Consider the following 19622-nt stretch of genomic DNA (forward strand, 5'->3'; position numbering starts at 1 on the left):
GGGCTTCCCACGTCCCGGGGACCTGACGAACAGATCGGATGATTAACCGCCCGGTGCCGGGTAGGGGTCTCTGACCATGTCTCTCGCGACCCCCACCAAAGAGCTCTCGCCTGCGAAGATCGCCGTCGTCCCGGTCCCACCCGGACGACCGCGCACCCGACTTCTGGCCCTCGACGGACTGCGGCTCCTGGCCGCGCTGATGGTCTGCCTCTACCACTACACAGGGCGCGGCGGAGTCGTCTCCGCGTCCTGGCACCAGAACCCCGCCCATGTCTTCCCGACCCTGTCCCGGGCGGCCGTCTACGGCTGTCTCGGCGTCGAGTTCTTCTTCGTCATCAGCGGCTTCGTGATCTGCATGAGCAGTTGGGGCCGCTCCCTGGGCGACTTCTTCCGCTCCCGCGTCGCCCGCCTCTACCCCGCCTACTGGGTCGCCCTGGTGCTGGTCACCGGCGCGTCCCTGGTACTGCCGGCCGTCGTCCACGCGGTCCGGCTCGACGAGTTCCTGGTCAACCTGACGATGCTGCAACAGCCGATGGGCGTACCCCGCGTCCTCGGCGTCTGCTGGACGCTCTGGGTGGAGGTGCGCTTCTACGCCCTGTTCGCGCTGCTCGTCGTCCTGCCCGGCGTCACCTACCGCAGGGTGGTGCTGTTCTGCTCGGTGTGGACCCTGGCCGCCGTGCTCAGCACCTCGGCCGGCGGCGCCTGGACCGAGCTGGTCGTCATGCCGCAGTACGCCCCGTACTTCATCGGCGGCCTGGCCCTCTACCTCGTCCACCGCTTCGGCAACCAGCTGCTGCCCTGGGGCATCGTGACGCTCTCCTGGATCCTCGGACTGCGCATGGCCACCGAGGGGTTGTGGCACGCCGGCTCACCTCGGAACCCGTACGTGGTGATGCTCGTCGTCACGCTGGCCTACGGCGCCGTGGCGGCGGTGGCGGCGGGCTGGACACGGTGGGCGGCCTGGCCCTGGCTGACCACGGCCGGGGCGCTGACATACCCCTTCTACCTGGTGCACGAGCACCTGGGCTGGTTCGTGATCCGGGTGCTGCACCGGGGCTGGGGGCTGCCGCCGTGGCCCACGCTGGCGGTGACGGTGCTCACGATGCTCGGGCTCGCCTGGCTGATTCACCGCTTTGTGGAGACACCGTTCGGTCCGAGATTGAAAAGGGCCTTGAAAAACTCGTGATTCAACCCGAATTCATCTGTCGTTAACTTGGGAAGGTCTTGGCCCGCCGTTCATCTCTCCGTTGATTTCGGAATCGGACGGCGGGAAGGCACCGTGGAGTCTGCCGGTACACAGCCACCGCGCAGGATTCCCACAGGCTGCCGATCGCGTATCGAGGGAGTGCCTCCTCCGTATGGCCACCACCCAGGAAACGACCCGACTGCCCCGCCGTCTCGACGACGTGCCCGGCTGGTTCCCCGTGCTCGACCAGGTGCTCTTCGACTGGTTCCTCGGCCGCCAGGAGGCCGTCGGCATGCGCGGCGACCTCCTGGAGGTCGGGGTCTACATGGGCAAGAGCGCGATCTTCACCGGCCGGCACCTGCGGCCCGGCGAGTCCTTCACGGTGTGCGACCTCTTCGAGGGCGACGCGCCCGACGACGCGAACCGGGCGGAGTCGACGAAGTCGTACAGCAAGCTGACCCGGCGCCTCTTCGAGGAGAACTACCTCGCCTTCCACGACGAGCTGCCCCGCGTGCTCCAGGGCCCCAGCTCCGTGGTTCCCGCCGAAGTGCCGCCCCGCAGCTGCCGGTTCGTGCACGTCGACGCTTCGCATCTGTACGAGCACGTGCACGGCGACATAGGAGCCGCCCACGACCTGCTGCTGCCGGACGGGATCGTGGTCCTCGACGACTTCCGCTCCGAGCACACGCCCGGGGTCTCCATAGCGACGTGGGAGGCGGTCCTCAACCGCGGACTGAGCCCTGTCTGCATCAGCACGCAGAAGCTGTACGGCACGTGGGGCGACCCCGGGCCGGTGCAGGAGGAGCTGATCGAGATGGCGCGGGGGCGGACCGACTGCCATCTGAGCATGCAGGAGGCCGCGGGGCACCGGATCATACGGCTGAAGTCGAAGAGGATGGAGGTACCGGAGTTTCCGTTGTCCCGGTACGCGGATGTGCCGGACGCGCCGGAGGCACCCGAACCGGCCCCCGCGCCTGCGGCGCCGGTGGTGGCGCGTCGGCGGAGCCGGGTGCGGCGGGTGGCTGTGGACCTGCTGCCGCCCGTGCTGACGCGGGCTCTTCGGAAGGCGATGCGGTAGGGCGGTGGGGGTGGTCGCGCCCGCGCGGCGGAGCCGCATACCGGTACGGCCCCGCGCCCCTTACAGGGCGCTCTTGTACCGTGCCTCGATTCCCGCGATCACGATTTCCAATCCCTCCTCGAACCGGCTGCCGTAGTCGGTGAAGATCTCCCGGCCCGCCGCCGCCGACAGGGGGAAGTCGGCCAGCAGGCGGGCTCGTTCCTCCACGTCGTAACCCTCCCGGCGCTCGCCCGGGAGGGGCTGGACGCCCTGTTCCTCCGTGACGAAGCCGATGGTGTAGGCGTTGGCGGTCGCGCCGATCACGGCCGCCTGGGCGAGGGTGAAGCCGGCCTCCGTGAGGACCCGCAGGTTCGCCTCCATCTCGGGGGCGTGGTCGGTGCCCGTGAAGCGTGAGCCGCTGAAGACCTTGGCGCCGTCGCGGTAGCCGAGCAGGGCCGCGCGCAGGCCGTGGTTCGCCTTGCGCAGCCGGTCCTGCCAGGTGTCGGCGGGGTCGAGGTGCGTGTCGGCGACCATCCGGCGGTACATCTCGGTCGCCATCTCGTCGAGCAGCGCCTGCTTGTCCTTGAAGTGCCAGTACAGGGCCGGCGCCTTGACGTCCAGCTCCCTGGCGATGGCCCTCAGGGTCAGGCCGTCCAGGCCGACCTCGTTCAGCAGGCGCAGGGCCGTGTCGGCGACCCGTCGGCGGTCGAGGGGCGCGCGTCGTTCCGTACTCACGCCGGACAGCTTGACAGCTTAACAACGTTAAGCGCAACCTTGTCGTCGACGGCACTTAACGATGTTAAGGAGATTTGCGATGGATGTTCTGATCGTGGGCGCGGGCCCCACCGGACTCACCCTCGGTATCGACCTCGCCCGGCGCGGGGTGGACGCACTGGTCGTGGAGGCGGGCGACAAGCTGTTCCCCGGCTCGCGCGGCAAGGGGATCCAGCCCCGCACCCAGGAGGTCTTCGACGACCTCGGTGTGCGCGAGGCGATCCGCGCGGCCGGCGGCCCCTATCCGCCCCAGCTGTTCTGGAAGAACGGCGAGCGGGTGGAGACGCGGCCGATGTTCGACGAGGTGGCGGCGGACGAGGGCGCGCCGTACACCGAACCGCTGATGGTCGCGCAGTGGCGGACGCAGGAGGTGCTGTACGCGCGGCTGCGGGAGCTGGGCGGGCGGGTCGACTTCGGGCGCGCCCTGACCGGCCTGGAGCAGGACGCGGACGCAGTGACCGTCCGCTCCGCCGACGGGACGACCGACCGGGCGCGGTATGTGGTGGCCGCGGACGGGGGACGATCGACCATACGGCGTGCGGTGGGCGTCGGGATGACCGGCGAGTCGGTCGACCCGAGCCCCTTCCTGGTGGCCGACCTGCGGGTACGGGGCCTCGACCGCGACCACTGGCATGTCTTCGTCGGCGACGACGGCAACGGCGTGGCGCTGTGCCCGCTGGCCGGCACGGACGACTTCCAGCTGGCAGCGAAGCTGCCGGAGGGCACCGAGGCCGACCTGTCACTCGCGGGCGTACGGCGGCTGGTGTCGGCGTACACCCCCCTGGACGCGGCGGACGTCACCGAGCTGCGCTGGGCCTCCGACTTCCGCCCCCGTGCCGCCCTGGCCGACCGGTTCCGGGTGGGCCGGGTCTTCCTGGCCGGAGACGCGGCCCATGTCCACTCCCCGGCCGGCGGCCAGGGTCTGAACACCAGCGTCCAGGACGCCTACAACCTGGGCTGGAAGCTGGGCGCGGTGCTCGGCGGCGACGCCCCTGACGCGCTCCTCGACACCTACGAGGAGGAGCGCCGCGCGAACGCCGCGACCATGCTGAACCTCTCGACGGGCGTCCACCGGGGCGAGGTACGGCGCGGCGAGGCGACGGTCCAGCTGGGCATCGGCTACCGGGAGTCCTCGCTGGCGGAGGAGACCCGGGCGAACCCGGGCCCGGTGCGGGCGGGAGACCGGGCACCCGACGGGCGGAACGCGGACGGGGTGCGGATGTTCGACGCGTTCCGGGGGCCGCACTGGACCCTGCTGACGCCGGACCCGGTGGACGGCATCCGCAGCCTTCGGGCCCCGGAGTCTTACGGCCCCGGCGTGTTCCTGGTCCGCCCGGACGGCTACGTGGGCTGGGCGGGCGAGACGTCCGGCGACTTCACGGGGTACGCGGCGCGCGTCGGCCTCTGAAAGAGGACGCCGGTTCAGTCGTTGCCGTCGAGCAGGGCGTCGACGGAGAACTCGGCGGTGACCCCGACCGACTCCGGAACCGGTACGCTCTGCCCGCGCTTGAAGCGCTGGGGGCCGGGGTACTTGCCGTCGACCGGATCCTGGTAGCAGAGCACTTCGCCGTCTTTGCGGTCGGCGATCAGGTAGGCAGGGATCCCGGCCTGGGCGTAGCACTCGACCTTGGGACCAAGGTCGTCGGACCAGTTCGACGATGTCACTTCGACGACCATGCGGAACACGTTCGGAGCGTAGTAGTTCTTCGCGACGTGGGCGTCTCGGAAGTCCTCGTCCACGATCGAGAGATCAGGGATCGCGAAGTCCTCCGGCAGCGTGGGCAGCCACAATCCGACACCTTGGACCCACTCAGCCCCGCTTCCCGCGATACCCGCACGTTCGAGTGCCCGGCACAGCTTTGTCAACGACAGCGGGTGCGAGCCGTCCGGCGGCGGTGTCACAGTGAGCCTCCCCTGGAGAATCTCCACGCGGTGCCCAGGCAGTGCAGGGGAGAGCAGGTCGGCGGCTTCGCCCAACGTCAGCTCGTGTTGCGGTAAAGCCACGGATCCTCCTTCTCGGGGGCTCGCTCTTCACGAGCGCAACCGGCAGTGTGCGGACTCCGCCCATGATCACCCGTATGGGGTATCCACCCAGGTCAGCGTACATCCACTGACGCCTCAGGCGCTCGCCAGCGTCAGCTTCACCGCGAAGCCCAGGAACAGCGCCCCCGCCGCCGAGGTGGCCGTCGCCGCCAGGCGCTTGCGGCGACGGAAGGCGGCGGCCAGCTTGGTGCCGCCGAATATCAGGGCGGTCAGATACAGGAAGCTGGCCAGCTGGGCGAAGGCACCGAGGACGACGAAGGACAGCGCCGGGTAGGCGTACCCCGGGTCCACGAACTGCACGAAGAAGGCGACGAAGAACAGGATCGCCTTCGGGTTGAAGAGGCTGATCACCAGGGCACGGCGGTACGGCCGCTCCTGTGCCGGGGCGACGGCCGGTGCCGACTGCTCCGCCGCCTTCTCCTTCCGCGTCCGCCACATCCCCCGGGCCGCCCGCAGCATGCCGAACGCCAGCCAGGTCAGGTATCCGGCACCCGCGTACTTCACGATCCCGAACAGCACGGCGTTGGCCTGGAGCAGCGAGGCCACGCCGGCCGCGGACAGCGTCATCAGCACGGTGTCGCCGCACCACACGCCCGCGGCGGCCGTGTAACCGGCCCGTATGCCCTGCCGGGCGGCGACGGACAGCACGTACAGGGAGTTGGGGCCGGGCAGCAGGACGATCAGGACGAGGCCCGCCAGATAGGTGGGGAGATCGATGACGCCGAACATGCGAGGAAGTCTCGCACGGGCGTCTGACAACGCAGGTGCCGCGGGTCAGAAGACGTCCGCCGGGACGTACACGCCCCACACCTCCCGCAGCGCGTCGCACACCTCCCCCACCGTCGCCCGGGCCCTCAGGGCCGCCTTCATCGGGTGCAGGACGTTGTCGTCGCCCTCCGCGGCCTTCTTGAGGGCGGCGAGGGCCGAGTCGACGGCCGACTGGTCCCGTTCGGCGCGCAGCCGCGCGAGCCGCTCCGCCTGCCGGGCCTCGATGGCCGGGTCCACACGGAGCGGCTCGTACGGCTCCTCCTCGTCGAGCCGGAAGCGGTTGACACCGACCACCACCCGCTCCCCGGCGTCCGTCTCCTGCGCGATGCGGTAGGCGTTGCGTTCGATCTCGCCCTTCTGGAAACCGGCCTCGATCGCCGCCACCGCGCCGCCCAGTTCCTCGACCCTGCGCATCAGATCGACGGCCGCTCCCTCCACGTCGTCGGTCATCCGCTCCACCGCGTAGGAACCGGCGAAGGGGTCCACCGTCGCCGTGACGTCGGTCTCGTGGGCCAGGACCTGCTGGGTGCGCAGGGCCAGCCGCGCGCTCTTGTCCGTCGGCAGGGCGATCGCCTCGTCGAAGGAGTTGGTGTGCAGCGACTGGGTGCCGCCGAGGACCGCGGCCAGGGCCTGGACGGCCACCCGGACCAGGTTCACCTCCGGCTGCTGGGCGGTCAGCTGGACGCCCGCCGTCTGGGTGTGGAAGCGGAGCATCAGCGACTTGGGGTTCCGTGCCCCGAACTCCTCCCGCATGACCCGCGCCCAGATCCGGCGCGCCGCACGGAACTTGGCGACCTCTTCCAGCAGCGTCGTACGGGCCACGAAGAAGAAGGACAGGCGGGGTGCGAAGTCGTCGACGTCCATACCGGCCGCGACCGCCGTGCGCACGTACTCGATGCCGTCGGCGAGCGTGAAGGCGATCTCCTGCGCGGGGGAGGCCCCGGCCTCGGCCATGTGGTAGCCGGAGATCGAGATCGTGTTCCACTTCGGCATCTCGGCCCGGCAGTACCGGAAGATGTCCGCGGTCAGACGCAGGGAGGGCTTGGGCGGGAAGATGTACGTTCCCCGCGCGATGTACTCCTTGAGGACGTCGTTCTGGATCGTGCCGTTCAGCCGGTCCGCGCTCACCCCCTGTTCCTCCGCCACCAGCTGGTACAGCAGCAACAGCACGGCTGCCGGCGCGTTGATCGTCATCGATGTCGACACCTTGTCCAGGGGGATGCCGTCGAACAGCACCCGCATGTCGTCGATCGAGTCGATCGCCACGCCCACCTTGCCGACCTCGCCTTGCGCCAGGGGGGCGTCGGAGTCATGGCCCATCTGGGTGGGCAGGTCGAAGGCGACGGACAGGCCCGTGGTGCCGTGGGCGATCAGCCGGCGGTAGCGGGCGTTGGACTCGGCCGGCGTGCCGAAGCCGGCGTACTGGCGCATGGTCCAGGGGCGGCCGGTGTACATCGTCGGGTAGACGCCCCTGGTGAAGGGGTACGACCCCGGGTCGCCGAGCTTCTCGGCCGGGTCCCAGCCCGCGAGCGCCGCCGGGCCGTAGACCGGCTCGACGGGCAGCCCTGACTCCGACTCACGGACCATGGTGACCGCCCTCCGGGGTGCGTCAGTACGCCGATGCGTCTCTCTTCCCACCATGCCCCGTTGTTGGGCGGCGGTCACGCGGGGAAGCATCCTCGGCATGAAGGTCTCGGGATACTCAGGGCTCGTGGGGCGGCCCGCCGGCGCGCTCGCCTCGGCCGCCGTACTCGTGGCGCTCACCGCGCTCTGCGGCTGCACCGTGCGGCCGCCGGACGCCGCGGACGGCAAGGGAAACGACTCGCCCGTCCATGTCGGTCTTCCGCACAGCCGGACACCCGGTCGTACACCCGACGACAAACCCGGCAGGACGCCTGCCCAGACCCCTGCCCCGACCCCGTCCGTCGTCGAGACCACCCCGCCGCACATCGTCTTCACCCGCGGCGACTCCGGTACCGGCGTGCGTGAGCTGCAGGCCCGGCTGCGCCAGGCCGCCTGGCTGTTCGACGGGCCGACGGGGACGTACGACGACCTCACCGCGCAGGCCGTCAAAGGCTTCCAGGGCAAGCGCGGGCTGCCGCAGACGGGTGAGACCGACGCCGTGACCTGGCAGCGGCTGCTGCGGATGACGCACGAACCGGGGAAGTGGGAGCTGTATCTGATGGGCGGTCAGCCGGCCGCCGCGCCCGACCCGCGGTGCCTGACCGGGCGGGTGCTGTGCATCAGCAAGACCAGCCGGACACTGCGCTGGATGATCGACGGGCGTACGGTGTCGACGATGTCGGTGCGGTTCGGCGCCCAGTACACCCCGACCCGTGAGGGCGTGTTCCAGATCTACTGGAAGTCACGCCACCATGTGTCGACGCTCTATCACTCCCCGATGCCGTACGCGATGTTCTTCAGCGGCGGCCAGGCGGTGCACTACTCGTACGACTTCGCGGCCCGGGGTTACGCGGGCGGCTCGCACGGCTGCGTCAACGTGCGGGACGAGGCTGCGGTCTCGGCTCTCTTCGCGCAGGTGCGCAACGGCGACAAGGTCGTCGTCTACTGGTGAGTGCCGGAAAGTGAGTGGGGCGCGGGCGGGACCGGGGGAACGTGTCCCGCCCGCGCCGATGCACGAGCCACGGGTACGGGGGGAACCCCGGCTCTGTGCGACGGCCGATGACCAGTCGGCTCACTCTGTACTGCGCCGCCGCCGCCGAAAACGTCACACACCGCGGGAAGAAAATTGAGCGAGTTTCAAAACCGCAGGTCACAGCGGTGTGTAAAGGTCAAAGTGCGCTGTATGTGGGGTCGGGCGAGGTGGCGGGCTGGTTCGGCAGCAGGGGCGTGAAGGCCGTCGGGAGGGGTGAGGCCACACCGTCCTGGTGGTGGTCGTTGCCCCGGCCGCCGCCTCCGCGCCGGCCTGGCCGACCGTCGTCACCGCCCTGGGCGTCGCCGCTGCCGCCCTGGCCGGCGTTCTGGCCGCCCTTGCCGTCGCCCTTGTCGTCGCCGGAGATGCCGGTCTTGTCGGCCGCGCCGGTGCCGAGGAGGACCTTGCAGAACTTCTCGACCCGTTCGGCACCGCCCGCCAGGCCCCCCAGGGCACGCCTGCGCTCGGCGCCCAGGGACTTGCCGTCCTGGACGTCCCGGCAGTACGCCAGCGCACGGCTCCGCCCGTTCCCGGAGGTGCCGGCCGACCCGTTGCCCCGGTCCTTCGGTTTGCCGGACGGGTCGGGCGAGGGCTGTCCGGAGGCGTGGGAGGTGGCGCCGGAGGAGGGTGCACCGGTCTCACCGCCGAGCAGGGACTCGGTCGAGGGCGAGCCCTGGGGGCGTGCGGGGGTGCCGTCGGCCGAGACGGAGGCTCCCGGTCCGGGGCGGTTGCCGTCGAACGGCGTCGGCAGCACCCCGGTGCCGGCGGCCACCGCGACCCCGCCGAGCATGCCCGCGGTCAGTGCGGCGGCGAGGGCGAACCGCGCGGGGCGGGCCCAGGCCGGGACACGGGGCGACCTGGGTCCGGCGCCGATGCGGAAGAGACCCGCGTCGGAGCCCCGTCCGAACCTGCCCGGCTGCCGTACCAGGGCGGTCCGCTCGTCCTCGGCGGATTCGCGCGCTTTACGGAAGGCAGCCAGCGCGGCTTCCTCGCCGGGGAGTTCGGCAGCGGCCGGCACGGTGTGCACGGAGAGCGCGCCGAGCGCCTTGGCCAGGCGTTCTGCCTGGTCACGGGCGGAGTCATCGACGGCTTCCAGCGACTCACCGCGCAGCAGAAGTTCCGCCGTCAACCGGTCCAGCCACTTGTCCTGCTCGTCGGCCATCACATGTCCTTCTGCGTCCGCGAACGCGTATGCGTCACAGTGGCGGACGTCACCGCACGATCCTTCGGTTCTCGCTGGGGCGGGAGCGCGTCGAGCACGCCCTGCGCCTGCTCCGGGTCCGCGCCGAGCAGTTCCGCGAGTTTCTTCAGGCCTCGGTGGGCGGCCGTGCGGACGGCGCCGGCGCGTTTGCCGAGCGTCTCGGCGGCGGTCTTGGCGTCGAGGCCCATGACGACTCTGAGGACGACCGCCTCGGCCTGGTCCTGTGGCAGCCGGGCGATGAGGGAGAGGGTGGAGTCGGTGGTCAGCGCCTCGATGGCCTCGCCGGCGGTGTCCGACTCGGCGGCCCGGCCGGTCAGTTCCGTCTCGTCGCCGCCGATCGCGGGGCGGCGGCCGCGCATCCGTATGTGGTCGAGGGCGCGGTTGCGGGCGATCCGGGCGGCCCAGCCGCGGAACCGGTCCGCGTCGCCCTCGAACCGGTCGAGGTCGCGGGCTATCTGCAGCCAGGCCTCGGATGCGACGTCCTCGGCGTCCGGATCACCGACCAGCGTGCGGACGTATCCGAGCAGGCGGGGCTGCACCGCGCGATAGACGATGCGGAACGCGGTTTCGTCCCCGTCCTGTGCCGCACGTACCGCGGCGGTCAACTCCGCGTCGTCCCCCAGCACCCGTCGTATCCCTCTTCGCGCCTAAACCGGCGCCGCTCTCGCGGACGTGGTTCTCGCCGTCGTGGTTCCTCAATTGATGGTTGCGGTGTTCGGGACCGTGGATGGTTGCGGTGGTCATGCGCCCTCCGCGCCCCCGGCGCGAAAGGCACGTTACGACCTGAAACCGCTCGCCGTCCACGTCCGTACGGAGTGCAACTGACTCGTGACGCCCTGGGGTGTGACAGAAAACGCACTCATGGCGCTGAACAGAGTACGGGCCGCCGCGCGGTCCGTGCCGCGCGACGGCCGGGGCCTCTCCTGTGGGGGGTGGCGGCCCCGGCCGTTGCTTCGGTGTCAACGCGCCGACCGATTGCGGCAGTTGGCTTGCGGGCCCTTCGAGCCGACGCCTGCCGGGCTCTCCCGCGGGGTCAGTCCTGCGTGGGCTGCCGGAGCATGGCCAGGGTCAGGACGTCGCCGCCGATGCCCCAGCCGCCATCGGTGACCTCCTCGACCAGGACCATGGTGTTGGCCCGGGCGCGCTCGCCGTAGATCTCGACGTACAGCTCGGTGGTCCGGGTGACGATCGTCTCCTTCTGCTTCTCGTCGAGGCTTCCGGCGGGGACCTTGAAGTTCGCGAAGGGCATGGTGGTTGTCTTTCGGTACGTGGTGACGGGAAGTTGCCTGCGGGGCGCCGGTGCGGTGTCCCGCTCGTGGCTTCAGAGTGGTTCGGCGGGGCCGCCCCCGCCAGGGCTGTCCCCACCCAGGGGTTGCCGTCCCCTGGCTCGCGTCGACCGGTACGCGCGACGATGGGAGACGTGAACCTCTCCGCACTCGCCGCGTTCCTCAAGTCCCGGCGCGACCGGATCCGCCCGTCGGACGTCGGCCTGCCCACCGGCCCGCGGCGCCGGGTGCCCGGGCTGCGGCGCGAGGAGGTCGCCCAGCTGGCCGGGCTGTCCGCGGACTACTACACGGAGTTGGAGCGCGGGCGCGGCGCCCAGCCCTCGGCCCAGGTCCTGGTTGTGCTGGCCCGGGCGCTGCGGCTGGACGGCGATGAACGCGACCATCTCTTCCACCTCGCCGACCGGCCGGTCCCCCCGGCCGCGCACGGCCCCACCGCGCATGTCCAGCCCGGTCTGCTCGGCCTCCTCGACCAGCTCACCGCCACACCGGCCCAGGTCATCACCGACCTGCACGAAACCCTCGTCCAGAACCCACTGGCCGCCGCCCTCATAGGCAGGGCCCCGGCGCTGCGCGGTCCCCGGGCGAGCCTCGTCTTCCGCTGGTTCACCGAGCCCGGGACCCGGAGCCTGTATCCGCCCGAGGACCACGCCCACCACTCCCGGGTCTTCGTCGCCGACCTCCAGGCAGTCGCCGCCCGGCGCGGCGGCGACCGGGAGGTGAGCCGGATGGTGGCCGTACTGCGCGAACGCAGCCGGGAGTTCGCCGCCCTCTGGGACACCCACGATGTCGCCCTGCGGCGAGCCGATCACAAACGCATCGTCCATCCCGCCCTGGGCGTCGTCGAACTGGACTGCCACAGTCTGTTCAGCGAGGACGGACGCCAGCGCCTGCTGTGGTTCAGTGCCCCACCCGGCAGCGAGGGCGCGGCCCAGCTGAGTCTGCTCTCCGTCATCGGCACGCAGGACATGACGGCCTCGACGCCCGCCTGAGGGGCGCCGTCACCGCGGGAGGCGGGCTCAGGTCGCCGAGTCCACCGGTTCCGGCGTCCGCTCCTGCGCGTCCCGCGGGGCGGGTGCCCGGTCCGCGTTCACGACCACGCCGGCCACGAGCGCGCCCAGCAGCAGCGCGGCCATCGCCCACCAGGTGGCCACGTTGAAGCCGTGCACCGTGGCCTTCGCCGCCAGCAGCCGCCGGTCGGGGATGCCGGCCGCGTGGGCGGTGGCGTACCGGGTGGTGACGCTCGCGGCGATGGTGTTGAGCAGCGCCGTGCCGATCGAGCCGCCCACCTGCTGGGCGGTGTTGAAGGTGGCCGAGGCTGCGCCCGAGTCGCGCGGGGCGACCCCGCCGGTGGCCAGGGAGACGGAGGTCATCATCGCCGTACCCATGCCGAGGCCGAGCATCAGCATGCCGGGCAGGATGTGCGAGGCGTACGCGGGCTCGACCCCGACCTGGGCTATCAGCGCCAGCGCCCCGGCCGCGACCAGCAGCCCGGGCACCAGCAGCAGGCGCGGCGGGACCCTGTGCAGCAGCCGGGCGGCGATCTGCGTGGAGCCGGTGACCATGCCGACGGTGATGGGGAGATAGGCGAGGCCGGTCTTCACGGGCGAGTAGCCGAGGACGCCTTGCATGTAGTACGTCAGGAAGAGGAAGACGCCGAACATGCCGATGGTCACCAGGAGCACGGTGAGGTAGGCGCCGATGCGCTGCCGGTCGCGTACGACGGTCATCGGCAGCAGCGGGACCGGGGCACGCGTCTGCCGGAGACCGAAGACGCCGAGCAGGGCGATCCCGCCGACGAGCAGCGTCAGGACCAGGGAGTCGTGCCAACTCCGTGACTCCGCCTCGGAGAAGCCGTAGACCAGGGCGAGCATCCCGCCCGAGCCGAGCAGTGCGCCCGGCACGTCGAGACGGGCGTCGGGGTGACGGCCGCCGCCAGGCAGCAGCACCCAGGCGCCGGCGAAGGCGACCAGCGCGATCGGCACGTTGACGTACAGGCACCAGCGCCAGTCCAGGTACTGGGTGAGGAAGCCACCCGCGAGCAGTCCGACCGCGGCGCCCGCGCCGATGATCGCGCCGAAGATGCCGAAGGCCTTCCCGCGGTCCTTGGGGTCGGTGAACGTCGTCGCGATCAGCGACAGCGCGGCCGGTGCCAGCAGCGCGGCGAACACGCCCTGCAGGGCCCGCGCTCCGAACAGCATCCCCTCGTTGGCCGCGGCGCCGCCGAGCGCGGACGCGGCCGCGAAGCCGACGAGCCCGGTCATGAACGCCGGTTTACGCCCGGCCAGGTCGGCGATCCGGCCGCCGAGCAGCAGCAGTCCACCGAAGGCGAGCGTGTAGGCGGTGATCACCCACTGCCGGTTGCCGTCGGACATGTGCAGATCGGCTTGGGCGGAGGGAAGCGCGATATTGACGATGGTCATGTCGAGTACGACCATCAGCTGGGCCAGCGCGATGACGACCAGGGCCCACCAGCGTCGGTTGTCGGCCATGGGCCAATCGTGCTCCCACCCACACCACTTGGGAACGCCCGCGTCTCTTATTGCGGGGTTTTTACCAAGTCCCCCGCTGTCCAGGGCTGTCCCCGCCTACCCCATGGCGTCCCGGCACAGCAGCCGCAGCGAGCCATGGCCGCCGTAACACCGCCGGGCCTCGTCGACGGGATCCCAGAGCCGGCCGTCGGGGGTGCGGACCCAGTGGTCGCCGCCGGACGACCACCACTCGGCGCCGGTCTGACGGGCGATCACCTCGCCGGCGTAGGCCCCGAGGCCGCGCAGCATCTCCCGTACGGCGTCGTACGGCGCGCCCTCCCGGCGTATCTCCTCGATCATCCGGTCGACCCGCCACAGGCTCTGTGCCGAGTAGTCGAGCCGGACCCGCGCGCCCTCGCGCATCATGGCCACCGCGTCCGCCGCCCAGCGGGCCGGTTTCGTGGCGGCGTGCGGCCTGGTCTGCTGCTGTGCTGTCACGTAGTGGGCTGTCACATAGAGAAAAGCGAGGTCAGCAGCGGCTTTGTCACTCCGGTTCGGGGTGTTTCGGCAACGGGTGCAAGACCCCCGCAAGTCCGCCGCAGCTCCGCCGCACCGCACCCACAGGAAGCTCTCAGGTCGGTCTTGCGGGCCCGGTTCAGCCGCGCCCGCGGGCCCGGCGTGACACCACCGCGCGCAGTACCCGGCGGCCCTCGGTGGAGACGTCCAGCGCGCGGCGCAGCCCGGCCGCGCCATGGCCTGCGAGCAGTTCGAGGACGGTGACCTGGCGGCGCAGTTCGGCGGCGACCAGCGGGGACATACCCTCGGTGCCGCCCTCGCGGCGGGTGTCGACGGAGAGTGCCGGGTCCTCGGCGGGGTCGAGCAGCCGGTGGATCCGCAGTGAGGCGACGGAACAGGCGTCGGCCCACCGCCGTACCTCGTCGGGGGCGCGGTGCTCGGGCGCGGCGTCGAGCATGCGGCGGGCGAGCAGTTCGGCCTCGGTCTCGGCCCCGGTCTCGCCGGTGCCGAGCGCGCCCCGGGCCTTCTCCAGACCCGCGTCCCATCCGGAGCCGTCGGCGAGGCTGGCCCACAGCGGCCGCAGCACCAGGTCGTCACCGCCGAGCAGCGGCACACACCGGTCCAAACAAGCCAGTCCGCTGGCGGCCAGACCGCGTTCATCGGCCTGAGCGATCAGCTCCACCAGGCTCATCCAACGCCTCCACAACGGTATGTACCAAGGCGCCGACCTGTACGGAGCCCGCACCTCCCCTTACTGCGTGCAAGGGCCCGGGAGTGTCACAGCGGTACGACACCCAGCAGACCGAGCAGCCGGAAGAAAGGGTTTTCGGCCAACAGCGCCGAGGGATCGGGGTCGGCGGTCAGTACGGCGAGGAGCTCGTCGGGGTCCGCGGTGTGCCCGGCCTCGGCGGCCCAGGCGACGGCGCGGCCGGCGGCGTCGCGCGGTTCGAGGAAGTAGTCCTCCAGGGACAGCCCCTGCTCGTCGAGCCCCAGCAGGCGGGCCGCGGCCCCCCGGCCCAGGCAGGTGGTCCAGCCGCCGCTCTCCGGCGCCGCCGCCTCGACGACCACACAGGCGCCGTCCATCACATAGCCGAACAGCGCGGGCGAACCGGTGCGCGCGGCGAGGGCGTTCATGCTGCCGACGTCGGCATCGGGGCTGTCGTACTCCCAGACCCGCCAGCCGTCCGGCGCCACGGTCCGCACGGTGCCCCGGTCGGGCGGCGATTCACCCCGGCCGACGACGAAATACCCCCAGTGGCCCATGTCTGTCCCCCCACTCGTCCCGGGCCGAATACACCACAGGGAAAGGCGAGTTCGCCAGAGGTGTGCGGGCCGCGGATCAGAGCGCGACCGGGGCGGCGCCCACCAGCGCCTTCTCGTGCTGCATCCGGGTCAGGCGTACCACGACGAGGATCGCGAGGACGGCGGCGGCGATGTCGACGAAGTCCGCGATGAGCATCTCCCCGGTCACGGCGTGCACCCAGGCCGCGCCCTCGGCGTCGTCGTAGTCGCCCTTCGCCATGCGGCCGAAGAACAGCGAGACCAGCCACATCGGCCACCAGACGTTGACCAGCAGGTGCGAACGGGTCGTCCCCCACGGGCTGCTGGCGTCCCATATCTCGAGGGTGATCCGGCGCGGGAACCAAAGGCTCACGACCGGCGCGAACCAGCCGCCGATCGCCCAGCCCGGCGACATGCTCTGGCCGAGCGGGTCGAACACCTGGGCGTTGGCCCGTACCCGCTGGAACCAGCACAGGTACACGACCACGCAGGCGACCATCGCGACGGAGTGGCCGCCGGCGGCGAGGCCGACCAGCCTGTAGGCGCGGTCGGCCCGCCGGAACACTCCGGCGCCGCCCTCGCCGTCCATGAGGTCACCCACGGCGTCGTACTGCAAGAAGCCCGCCCAGACGGCGAACAGGTCGGCGGCGATGACCACGCCGAGCAGCACGACGGCGGCCCGGCCGAGGCCGACCGGAGAGCGCAGCCACAGCCCCGGCGTGCGGCCGAAGACCGGGGCGGGCTCGGGCGATGCGCCCAGACAGCGGTGGCACAGGGCGGCGCCGGGCGCGGCGGCGAAGTGGTGACAGCGGGCGCAGATCAAGACGGTTCCCCCGGGGCAGGGCACGGGACCCTCCCCTGGTCCGCGCGCGGAAGCGGAACATACGGCCCGCCACCGCCGCACGTCCACCTCTCGTCGCGTGTCAGCCCAGCTTGGCCGCCAGGTTCTTGAAGTCGGTCCAGGACACCGTCGGGGCGCCCGGGTCCCAGAGCTTCTGGATCGTGGCCCGCAGCGGCATCCGGATGCCGGCGGCGACCTGGTCCTGTGTCTGGGAGTTGGCCAGATCGCACCAGACGGCGAAGGAGCCGCCGAGGATCTGCGGGTCGTACGCCGCCGGCACGGCCGTGGTGCCGCGCAGCACCCGCGGGGTCCACTGCTGGTAGATCCGCTGTCCGGTCGGGTAGACGAAGGTGTTGGGCTGCCCCAGGACGTAGTAGAGGAACTCGTCGTTGTAGTTGAGGACCTTCCGCCCCGCGCTCAGGTACTCCACCGGCTGCCGGGCGCCGATCTCCTTGCCGGTCCAGTAGGCGACCTGGAGGTCCTTGGCGGGCTGCACGGAGGTGCCCCGGAAGAAGCCGTCGTTCCAGACCCGCATGGTGCGGTCGTGGGCGCGGACGGTGTCGGCGCGGTCATTGAGCCAGCCGGTGGTGAGGTCGGCGGCGGTGCCCGAGGCGCCGTACGCCTCCCGGGCGTCGGCCGCCAGCTGTGGGTAGGAGGCCTGCGGGTCGGCGACGGTGAGGGCCTGGTACTCGTCGCCGCCGAGGTTCCAGTAGGAGCCGGGGAACAGGTCGGCGTACTCGTCGAGCAGATCGTCGACGATCTTCGCCGAGTCGTCCTGGGAGATGTCGATGGCGCCCTTGGTGGCGACGCCCTGCACATTGCGCAGCCGCAGATCCGGGTGGGCGGCGATGACGGCGCCCAGGTGTCCGGGCGAGTCGATCTCGGGCACCACCTGGATGTGCCGGCTGGCCGCGAGGGCGACGATCTCCCTGACCTGTGCCTTGGTCAGATGGTCCGCCGAGACGATCTCGGGATGGGTGGCGGACTCGATCCGGAACCCCTGGTCGTCGGAGAAGTGCAGCCCGAGCTGGTTGAACTTCAGATCGCCCAGTTCCCTTATCCGGTTCTCGATCCACCCGGCGGTGAACGGCTTGCGCGCGATGTCCAGCATGAACCCGCGCTGCGGCTTGGCCGGCTGGTCCTTCACGACCCCCTCCGGGGCGCTGCCGCTGCCCCGCACCTCCTGTTTGAGCGTCCGGGTGCCGTAGAAGACGCCCGCGTCACCGGGCCCGCTGATCCGCACCGACCCGCCGCTCACGGTCATCGTGTACGACTCCGGGTCCCCGGTACCGCCGAGGTCGAGCCGCAGGTCGCCCGCCTTGACGTCCTCGTTCGCCCCCTTCTGGCCGGCGTACGACAGCCCCAGCTCAGCCGCTGTCAGCCGCCCCTCGTCGACCAGTGCCGCGTTGCTCACCACGACTCGCTCGCCCTGCCGGGGGCGCCAGCCGGGCCCACGGGCGGCGGTGTGGGAGCGCACGGCGGGGATGGTGCGGGGGGCCTGGGAAAGGGGGTACCTGCGGGTGGGCGTGGGGGTCGGGGTCGGCGCCGCTGCCCGGTCGGCGGACGAGGCGGCCGGGCTGCTCGGGGACGGTTGCCGGGCGGCCGATCCGGCCGCGGTCTTGCCGGCGCCGCCCGAGGTGGCGGCCCATACGCCGATGCCGGTGCCGAGCGCGACGGTCGCGACGAAGGCTGCGGCGATCACCGTCCGCCTCCGTGCGACCTGCTGTACCGGGGGCCTGCGCTTGTGCTGGCTCACCGGCCCAACGTACGACGCATCCACCGCGCAGGCGTCATGCACTCGCTCTGAAACTCTCCCGTTCGGGTGAAATTCAGGCAACCAACGGACGCGCCGTGAACGTCCTCGATAACGTCGACGACACAGCTCTCACAGCATCCCCTGCCACACCGCATGTGACGCGAGGACCCACGCTGCCCGCCCACCGTCTGCCCCACCTCCCCACCCCGCTGGACGCCTTCAACGCCGCGCCCGACGACGAGGTCGGCGGCCTGCTCCTGCACTGCCTGCGCAGCCTGCGCTGGTCCCGCCGGCTCGCCGCCCACCGCCCCTACCCGGACGTGGAGTCCCTTCTGGCGGCGGCGGACGAGGCGGCGTACGACCTGTCCCCGGCGGACCTCTCCGAGGCCCTGGCGGGAGAGTCCCTCCCCGAGCTGCCCGAGGACACCTACTCGGCGGCCTACACGGCCCTGACCGCGGCCCACGCGGCCTACGAGGCAAAATTCGGACACGTGTTCGTCATCTCGCTGGGCGAAACGCCCCACGGGGAATCCCTGGACCGCGTCCTGGAAGGTATCCGGTCACGTTTGACGAACGATCCGGAGGAGGAACGGGTCGTGGCGGCGGATGAGCTACGGCGCCTGGCCAGAGGACGGCTGGCGGAGAAACTGAGGGGCGCGGGGCCGCATACATCGGCGGCTCCGCCGCGGGGCGCGACCGGCCACGAACAACCCGCACCCGGCAAATAGCCGAACCTCCCGCCCCCGGATGCCGCCCGGCTCACCCATACGCGTGCCACTTTGATCACACCGGTAGGCCCGGCGTAAGCCCGGCCGCAGCGCATCGCTACGATGCTGGGGGCCGGTGGACCGTACCCGGCCGGGCCCGACCGACACCAAGCCGGCGCGGCCCCAATCCCCGCTCCCGGAGGGACTTCCGTGCCGGCTGGAACGCTGTACCGCGGCCGGGAAGGAATGTGGTCCTGGGTGGCTCACCGAGTCACCGGCGTCCTCATTTTCTTCTTCCTGTTCGTTCACGTGCTGGACACCGCTCTCGTCCGTGTCTCCCCCGAGGACTACGACAAGGTCGTAGCCACGTACAAGACGCCGATCGTCGCGCTGCTGGAGTACGGCCTCGTGGCCGCCATCCTCTTTCACGCGCTCAACGGCCTGCGTGTCATCGCCGTCGACTTCTGGTCGAAGGGCCCGCGCTACCAGAAGCAGATGCTCTGGACGGTCGTCGGTGTCTGGGTCGTCCTGATGGCCGGGGCCGTTTACCCCGTTCTCGGCCACGCCGCTCGTGTCCTGTTCGGGAGCTGACGCAGATGTCGACCACTGAAACCACCGCAGCCGGCGTCGGCCCCGTCGAGGGCGCCCCCGTCTTCAACGTCGACAACCCGGCCCCGCTGATCGAGGCCCCGCGCAAGCGCACCAAGAAGTCCCCGAAGTCCACCCGGGGCAACTTCGAGATGGCCGCGTGGCTGTTCATGCGTCTGTCCGGCGTCGTGCTGGTCGTCCTGGTCCTCGGCCACCTGCTGATCCAGCTGGTGCTCGACGGCGGCGTGTCGAAGATCGGCTTCGCGTTCGTCGCCGGCCGCTGGGCATCGCCGTTCTGGCAGGTCTGGGACCTCCTCATGCTCTGGCTGGCGATGCTGCACGGCGCCAACGGCCTGCGCACGGTCATCAACGACTACGCGGAGCGCGCGAACACCCGGCTGTGGCTGAAGGGCCTGCTCTACACCGCCACGGTGTTCACCATCCTGCTGGGCACGCTGGTGATCTTCACCTTCGACCCGAACATCCGCTAGGCACGG

At 71.1% G+C, this 19622-nt stretch carries 21 protein-coding genes; 8 read left to right on the forward strand and 13 right to left on the reverse strand.

Features of this window, described 5'->3' with window-relative positions; genetic code table 11:
* The first annotated feature begins 76 nt into the window (after window positions 1–76).
* The gene (locus tag ABTY98_RS35155; protein ID WP_352225162.1) at window positions 77–1186 is read left to right on the forward strand and encodes an acyltransferase family protein; all 1110 of its coding nucleotides are present in this window, start codon (window positions 77–79) and stop codon (window positions 1184–1186) included.
* Window positions 1187–1358: 172 nt separating this feature from the next.
* Complete coding sequence (locus tag ABTY98_RS35160) at window positions 1359–2264, forward strand: class I SAM-dependent methyltransferase (protein ID WP_352225163.1); 906 nt, start codon at window positions 1359–1361, stop codon at window positions 2262–2264.
* A gap of 60 nt (window positions 2265–2324) precedes the next feature.
* Here ABTY98_RS35160 and ABTY98_RS35165 read toward each other — a convergent pair whose 3' ends face one another.
* Window positions 2325–2978: a TetR/AcrR family transcriptional regulator C-terminal domain-containing protein gene (locus tag ABTY98_RS35165; RefSeq protein ID WP_352225164.1), complete on the reverse strand. Its 654-nt coding sequence runs from the start codon at window positions 2976–2978 to the stop codon at window positions 2325–2327.
* Window positions 2979–3057: 79 nt separating this feature from the next.
* On the opposite strand from ABTY98_RS35165, the gene ABTY98_RS35170 reads away from it, so the two are divergent.
* A complete protein-coding gene (locus ABTY98_RS35170; protein WP_352225165.1) occupies window positions 3058–4425 on the forward strand; it encodes an FAD-dependent monooxygenase in 1368 nt (455 codons plus the stop codon).
* Between the two features lie 14 nt (window positions 4426–4439).
* Here the strand turns inward: ABTY98_RS35170 and ABTY98_RS35175 are convergent, their stop codons facing one another.
* The 3 genes from ABTY98_RS35175 to ABTY98_RS35185 all read right to left on the reverse strand — a co-directional run bounded on the left by ABTY98_RS35175 (window position 4440) and on the right by ABTY98_RS35185 (window position 7415).
* The gene (locus ABTY98_RS35175) at window positions 4440–4994 is read right to left on the reverse strand and encodes a Uma2 family endonuclease (RefSeq protein ID WP_502994429.1); all 555 of its coding nucleotides are present in this window, start codon (window positions 4992–4994) and stop codon (window positions 4440–4442) included.
* Window positions 4995–5135: 141 nt separating this feature from the next.
* Window positions 5136–5789 (reverse strand): leucine efflux protein LeuE, encoded by a 654-nt coding sequence (gene leuE, locus ABTY98_RS35180; RefSeq protein ID WP_352225167.1) that lies wholly within the window; start codon window positions 5787–5789, stop codon window positions 5136–5138.
* 45 nt (window positions 5790–5834) lie between these two features.
* A complete protein-coding gene (locus ABTY98_RS35185; protein ID WP_352225168.1) occupies window positions 5835–7415 on the reverse strand; it encodes an acyl-CoA mutase large subunit family protein in 1581 nt (526 codons plus the stop codon).
* Window positions 7416–7512: 97 nt separating this feature from the next.
* On the opposite strand from ABTY98_RS35185, the gene ABTY98_RS35190 reads away from it, so the two are divergent.
* On the forward strand, window positions 7513–8403 hold the full coding sequence (locus ABTY98_RS35190; RefSeq protein ID WP_352225169.1) for a L,D-transpeptidase family protein: 891 nt from the start codon (window positions 7513–7515) through the stop codon (window positions 8401–8403).
* Between the two features lie 217 nt (window positions 8404–8620).
* Here the strand turns inward: ABTY98_RS35190 and ABTY98_RS35195 are convergent, their stop codons facing one another.
* The 3 genes from ABTY98_RS35195 to ABTY98_RS35205 form a co-directional block, all read right to left on the reverse strand.
* Window positions 8621–9643: a hypothetical protein gene (locus tag ABTY98_RS35195; protein ID WP_352225170.1), complete on the reverse strand. Its 1023-nt coding sequence runs from the start codon at window positions 9641–9643 to the stop codon at window positions 8621–8623.
* Window positions 9643–10308 carry an RNA polymerase sigma factor gene (locus tag ABTY98_RS35200; protein WP_352225171.1) on the reverse strand — a complete coding sequence of 222 codons (666 nt, stop codon included), beginning with the start codon at window positions 10306–10308 and terminating at the stop codon, window positions 9643–9645. The genes ABTY98_RS35195 and ABTY98_RS35200 overlap by 1 nt, the downstream gene beginning before the upstream one ends.
* A 407-nt stretch (window positions 10309–10715) precedes the next feature.
* Entirely contained in the window at window positions 10716–10931 is a 216-nt protein-coding gene (locus ABTY98_RS35205) for a tautomerase family protein (protein ID WP_352225172.1), read from the reverse strand.
* Between the two features lie 171 nt (window positions 10932–11102).
* Between ABTY98_RS35205 and ABTY98_RS35210 the strand changes: the two genes are divergently transcribed.
* Window positions 11103–11957 (forward strand): helix-turn-helix transcriptional regulator, encoded by an 855-nt coding sequence (locus tag ABTY98_RS35210; RefSeq protein WP_352225173.1) that lies wholly within the window; start codon window positions 11103–11105, stop codon window positions 11955–11957.
* 27 nt (window positions 11958–11984) lie between these two features.
* Here ABTY98_RS35210 and ABTY98_RS35215 read toward each other — a convergent pair whose 3' ends face one another.
* The 6 genes from ABTY98_RS35215 to ABTY98_RS35240 all read right to left on the reverse strand — a co-directional run bounded on the left by ABTY98_RS35215 (window position 11985) and on the right by ABTY98_RS35240 (window position 17773).
* Window positions 11985–13457 carry an MFS transporter gene (locus ABTY98_RS35215; protein WP_352225174.1) on the reverse strand — a complete coding sequence of 491 codons (1473 nt, stop codon included), beginning with the start codon at window positions 13455–13457 and terminating at the stop codon, window positions 11985–11987.
* A gap of 96 nt (window positions 13458–13553) precedes the next feature.
* Complete coding sequence (locus ABTY98_RS35220; protein ID WP_352225175.1) at window positions 13554–13934, reverse strand: hypothetical protein; 381 nt, start codon at window positions 13932–13934, stop codon at window positions 13554–13556.
* A gap of 157 nt (window positions 13935–14091) precedes the next feature.
* Window positions 14092–14643 (reverse strand): hypothetical protein, encoded by a 552-nt coding sequence (locus ABTY98_RS35225; protein WP_352225176.1) that lies wholly within the window; start codon window positions 14641–14643, stop codon window positions 14092–14094.
* 86 nt (window positions 14644–14729) lie between these two features.
* Window positions 14730–15215, reverse strand: coding sequence for a hypothetical protein (locus tag ABTY98_RS35230; RefSeq protein WP_352225177.1), 486 nt, complete (start codon window positions 15213–15215; stop codon window positions 14730–14732).
* A 76-nt stretch (window positions 15216–15291) separates the two neighbouring features.
* On the reverse strand, window positions 15292–16056 hold the full coding sequence (locus tag ABTY98_RS35235; protein ID WP_352225178.1) for a DUF4328 domain-containing protein: 765 nt from the start codon (window positions 16054–16056) through the stop codon (window positions 15292–15294).
* A 100-nt stretch (window positions 16057–16156) separates the two neighbouring features.
* Window positions 16157–17773 carry a beta-N-acetylhexosaminidase gene (locus tag ABTY98_RS35240; protein ID WP_352225201.1) on the reverse strand — a complete coding sequence of 539 codons (1617 nt, stop codon included), beginning with the start codon at window positions 17771–17773 and terminating at the stop codon, window positions 16157–16159.
* A gap of 212 nt (window positions 17774–17985) precedes the next feature.
* On the opposite strand from ABTY98_RS35240, the gene ABTY98_RS35245 reads away from it, so the two are divergent.
* From ABTY98_RS35245 to ABTY98_RS35255, 3 genes are all read left to right on the forward strand, one after another.
* Complete coding sequence (locus tag ABTY98_RS35245) at window positions 17986–18558, forward strand: 2-oxo-4-hydroxy-4-carboxy-5-ureidoimidazoline decarboxylase (protein WP_352225179.1); 573 nt, start codon at window positions 17986–17988, stop codon at window positions 18556–18558.
* A gap of 189 nt (window positions 18559–18747) precedes the next feature.
* Entirely contained in the window at window positions 18748–19128 is a 381-nt protein-coding gene (gene sdhC / locus ABTY98_RS35250) for a succinate dehydrogenase, cytochrome b556 subunit (RefSeq protein ID WP_071659649.1), read from the forward strand.
* A 5-nt stretch (window positions 19129–19133) separates the two neighbouring features.
* A complete protein-coding gene (locus ABTY98_RS35255; protein ID WP_352225180.1) occupies window positions 19134–19616 on the forward strand; it encodes a succinate dehydrogenase hydrophobic membrane anchor subunit in 483 nt (160 codons plus the stop codon).
* Window positions 19617–19622 lie beyond the last annotated feature (6 nt).

The sequence above is a fragment of the Streptomyces sp. NPDC096040 genome (genome assembly GCF_040303265.1).
In the GTDB taxonomy this organism is placed as follows: domain Bacteria; phylum Actinomycetota; class Actinomycetes; order Streptomycetales; family Streptomycetaceae; genus Streptomyces.

What these genes read in the sequence shown, in the direction of transcription:
- ABTY98_RS35230 (WP_352225177.1), bottom strand. Translation starts at nt 15,215, where the DNA reads ATGGGCCACTGGGGGTATTTCGTCGTCGGCCGGGGTGAATCGCCGCCC.
- ABTY98_RS35225 (WP_352225176.1), bottom strand. Translation starts at nt 14,643, where the DNA reads ATGAGCCTGGTGGAGCTGATCGCTCAGGCCGATGAACGCGGTCTGGCC.
- ABTY98_RS35170 (WP_352225165.1), top strand. Translation starts at nt 3,058, where the DNA reads ATGGATGTTCTGATCGTGGGCGCGGGCCCCACCGGACTCACCCTCGGT.
- ABTY98_RS35190 (WP_352225169.1), top strand. Translation starts at nt 7,513, where the DNA reads ATGAAGGTCTCGGGATACTCAGGGCTCGTGGGGCGGCCCGCCGGCGCG.
- ABTY98_RS35185 (WP_352225168.1), bottom strand. Translation starts at nt 7,415, where the DNA reads ATGGTCCGTGAGTCGGAGTCAGGGCTGCCCGTCGAGCCGGTCTACGGC.
- ABTY98_RS35155 (WP_352225162.1), top strand. Translation starts at nt 77, where the DNA reads ATGTCTCTCGCGACCCCCACCAAAGAGCTCTCGCCTGCGAAGATCGCC.
- leuE (WP_352225167.1), bottom strand. Translation starts at nt 5,789, where the DNA reads ATGTTCGGCGTCATCGATCTCCCCACCTATCTGGCGGGCCTCGTCCTG.
- ABTY98_RS35195 (WP_352225170.1), bottom strand. Translation starts at nt 9,643, where the DNA reads ATGGCCGACGAGCAGGACAAGTGGCTGGACCGGTTGACGGCGGAACTT.
- ABTY98_RS35205 (WP_352225172.1), bottom strand. Translation starts at nt 10,931, where the DNA reads ATGCCCTTCGCGAACTTCAAGGTCCCCGCCGGAAGCCTCGACGAGAAG.
- ABTY98_RS35255 (WP_352225180.1), top strand. Translation starts at nt 19,134, where the DNA reads ATGTCGACCACTGAAACCACCGCAGCCGGCGTCGGCCCCGTCGAGGGC.
- ABTY98_RS35160 (WP_352225163.1), top strand. Translation starts at nt 1,359, where the DNA reads ATGGCCACCACCCAGGAAACGACCCGACTGCCCCGCCGTCTCGACGAC.
- ABTY98_RS35215 (WP_352225174.1), bottom strand. Translation starts at nt 13,457, where the DNA reads ATGGCCGACAACCGACGCTGGTGGGCCCTGGTCGTCATCGCGCTGGCC.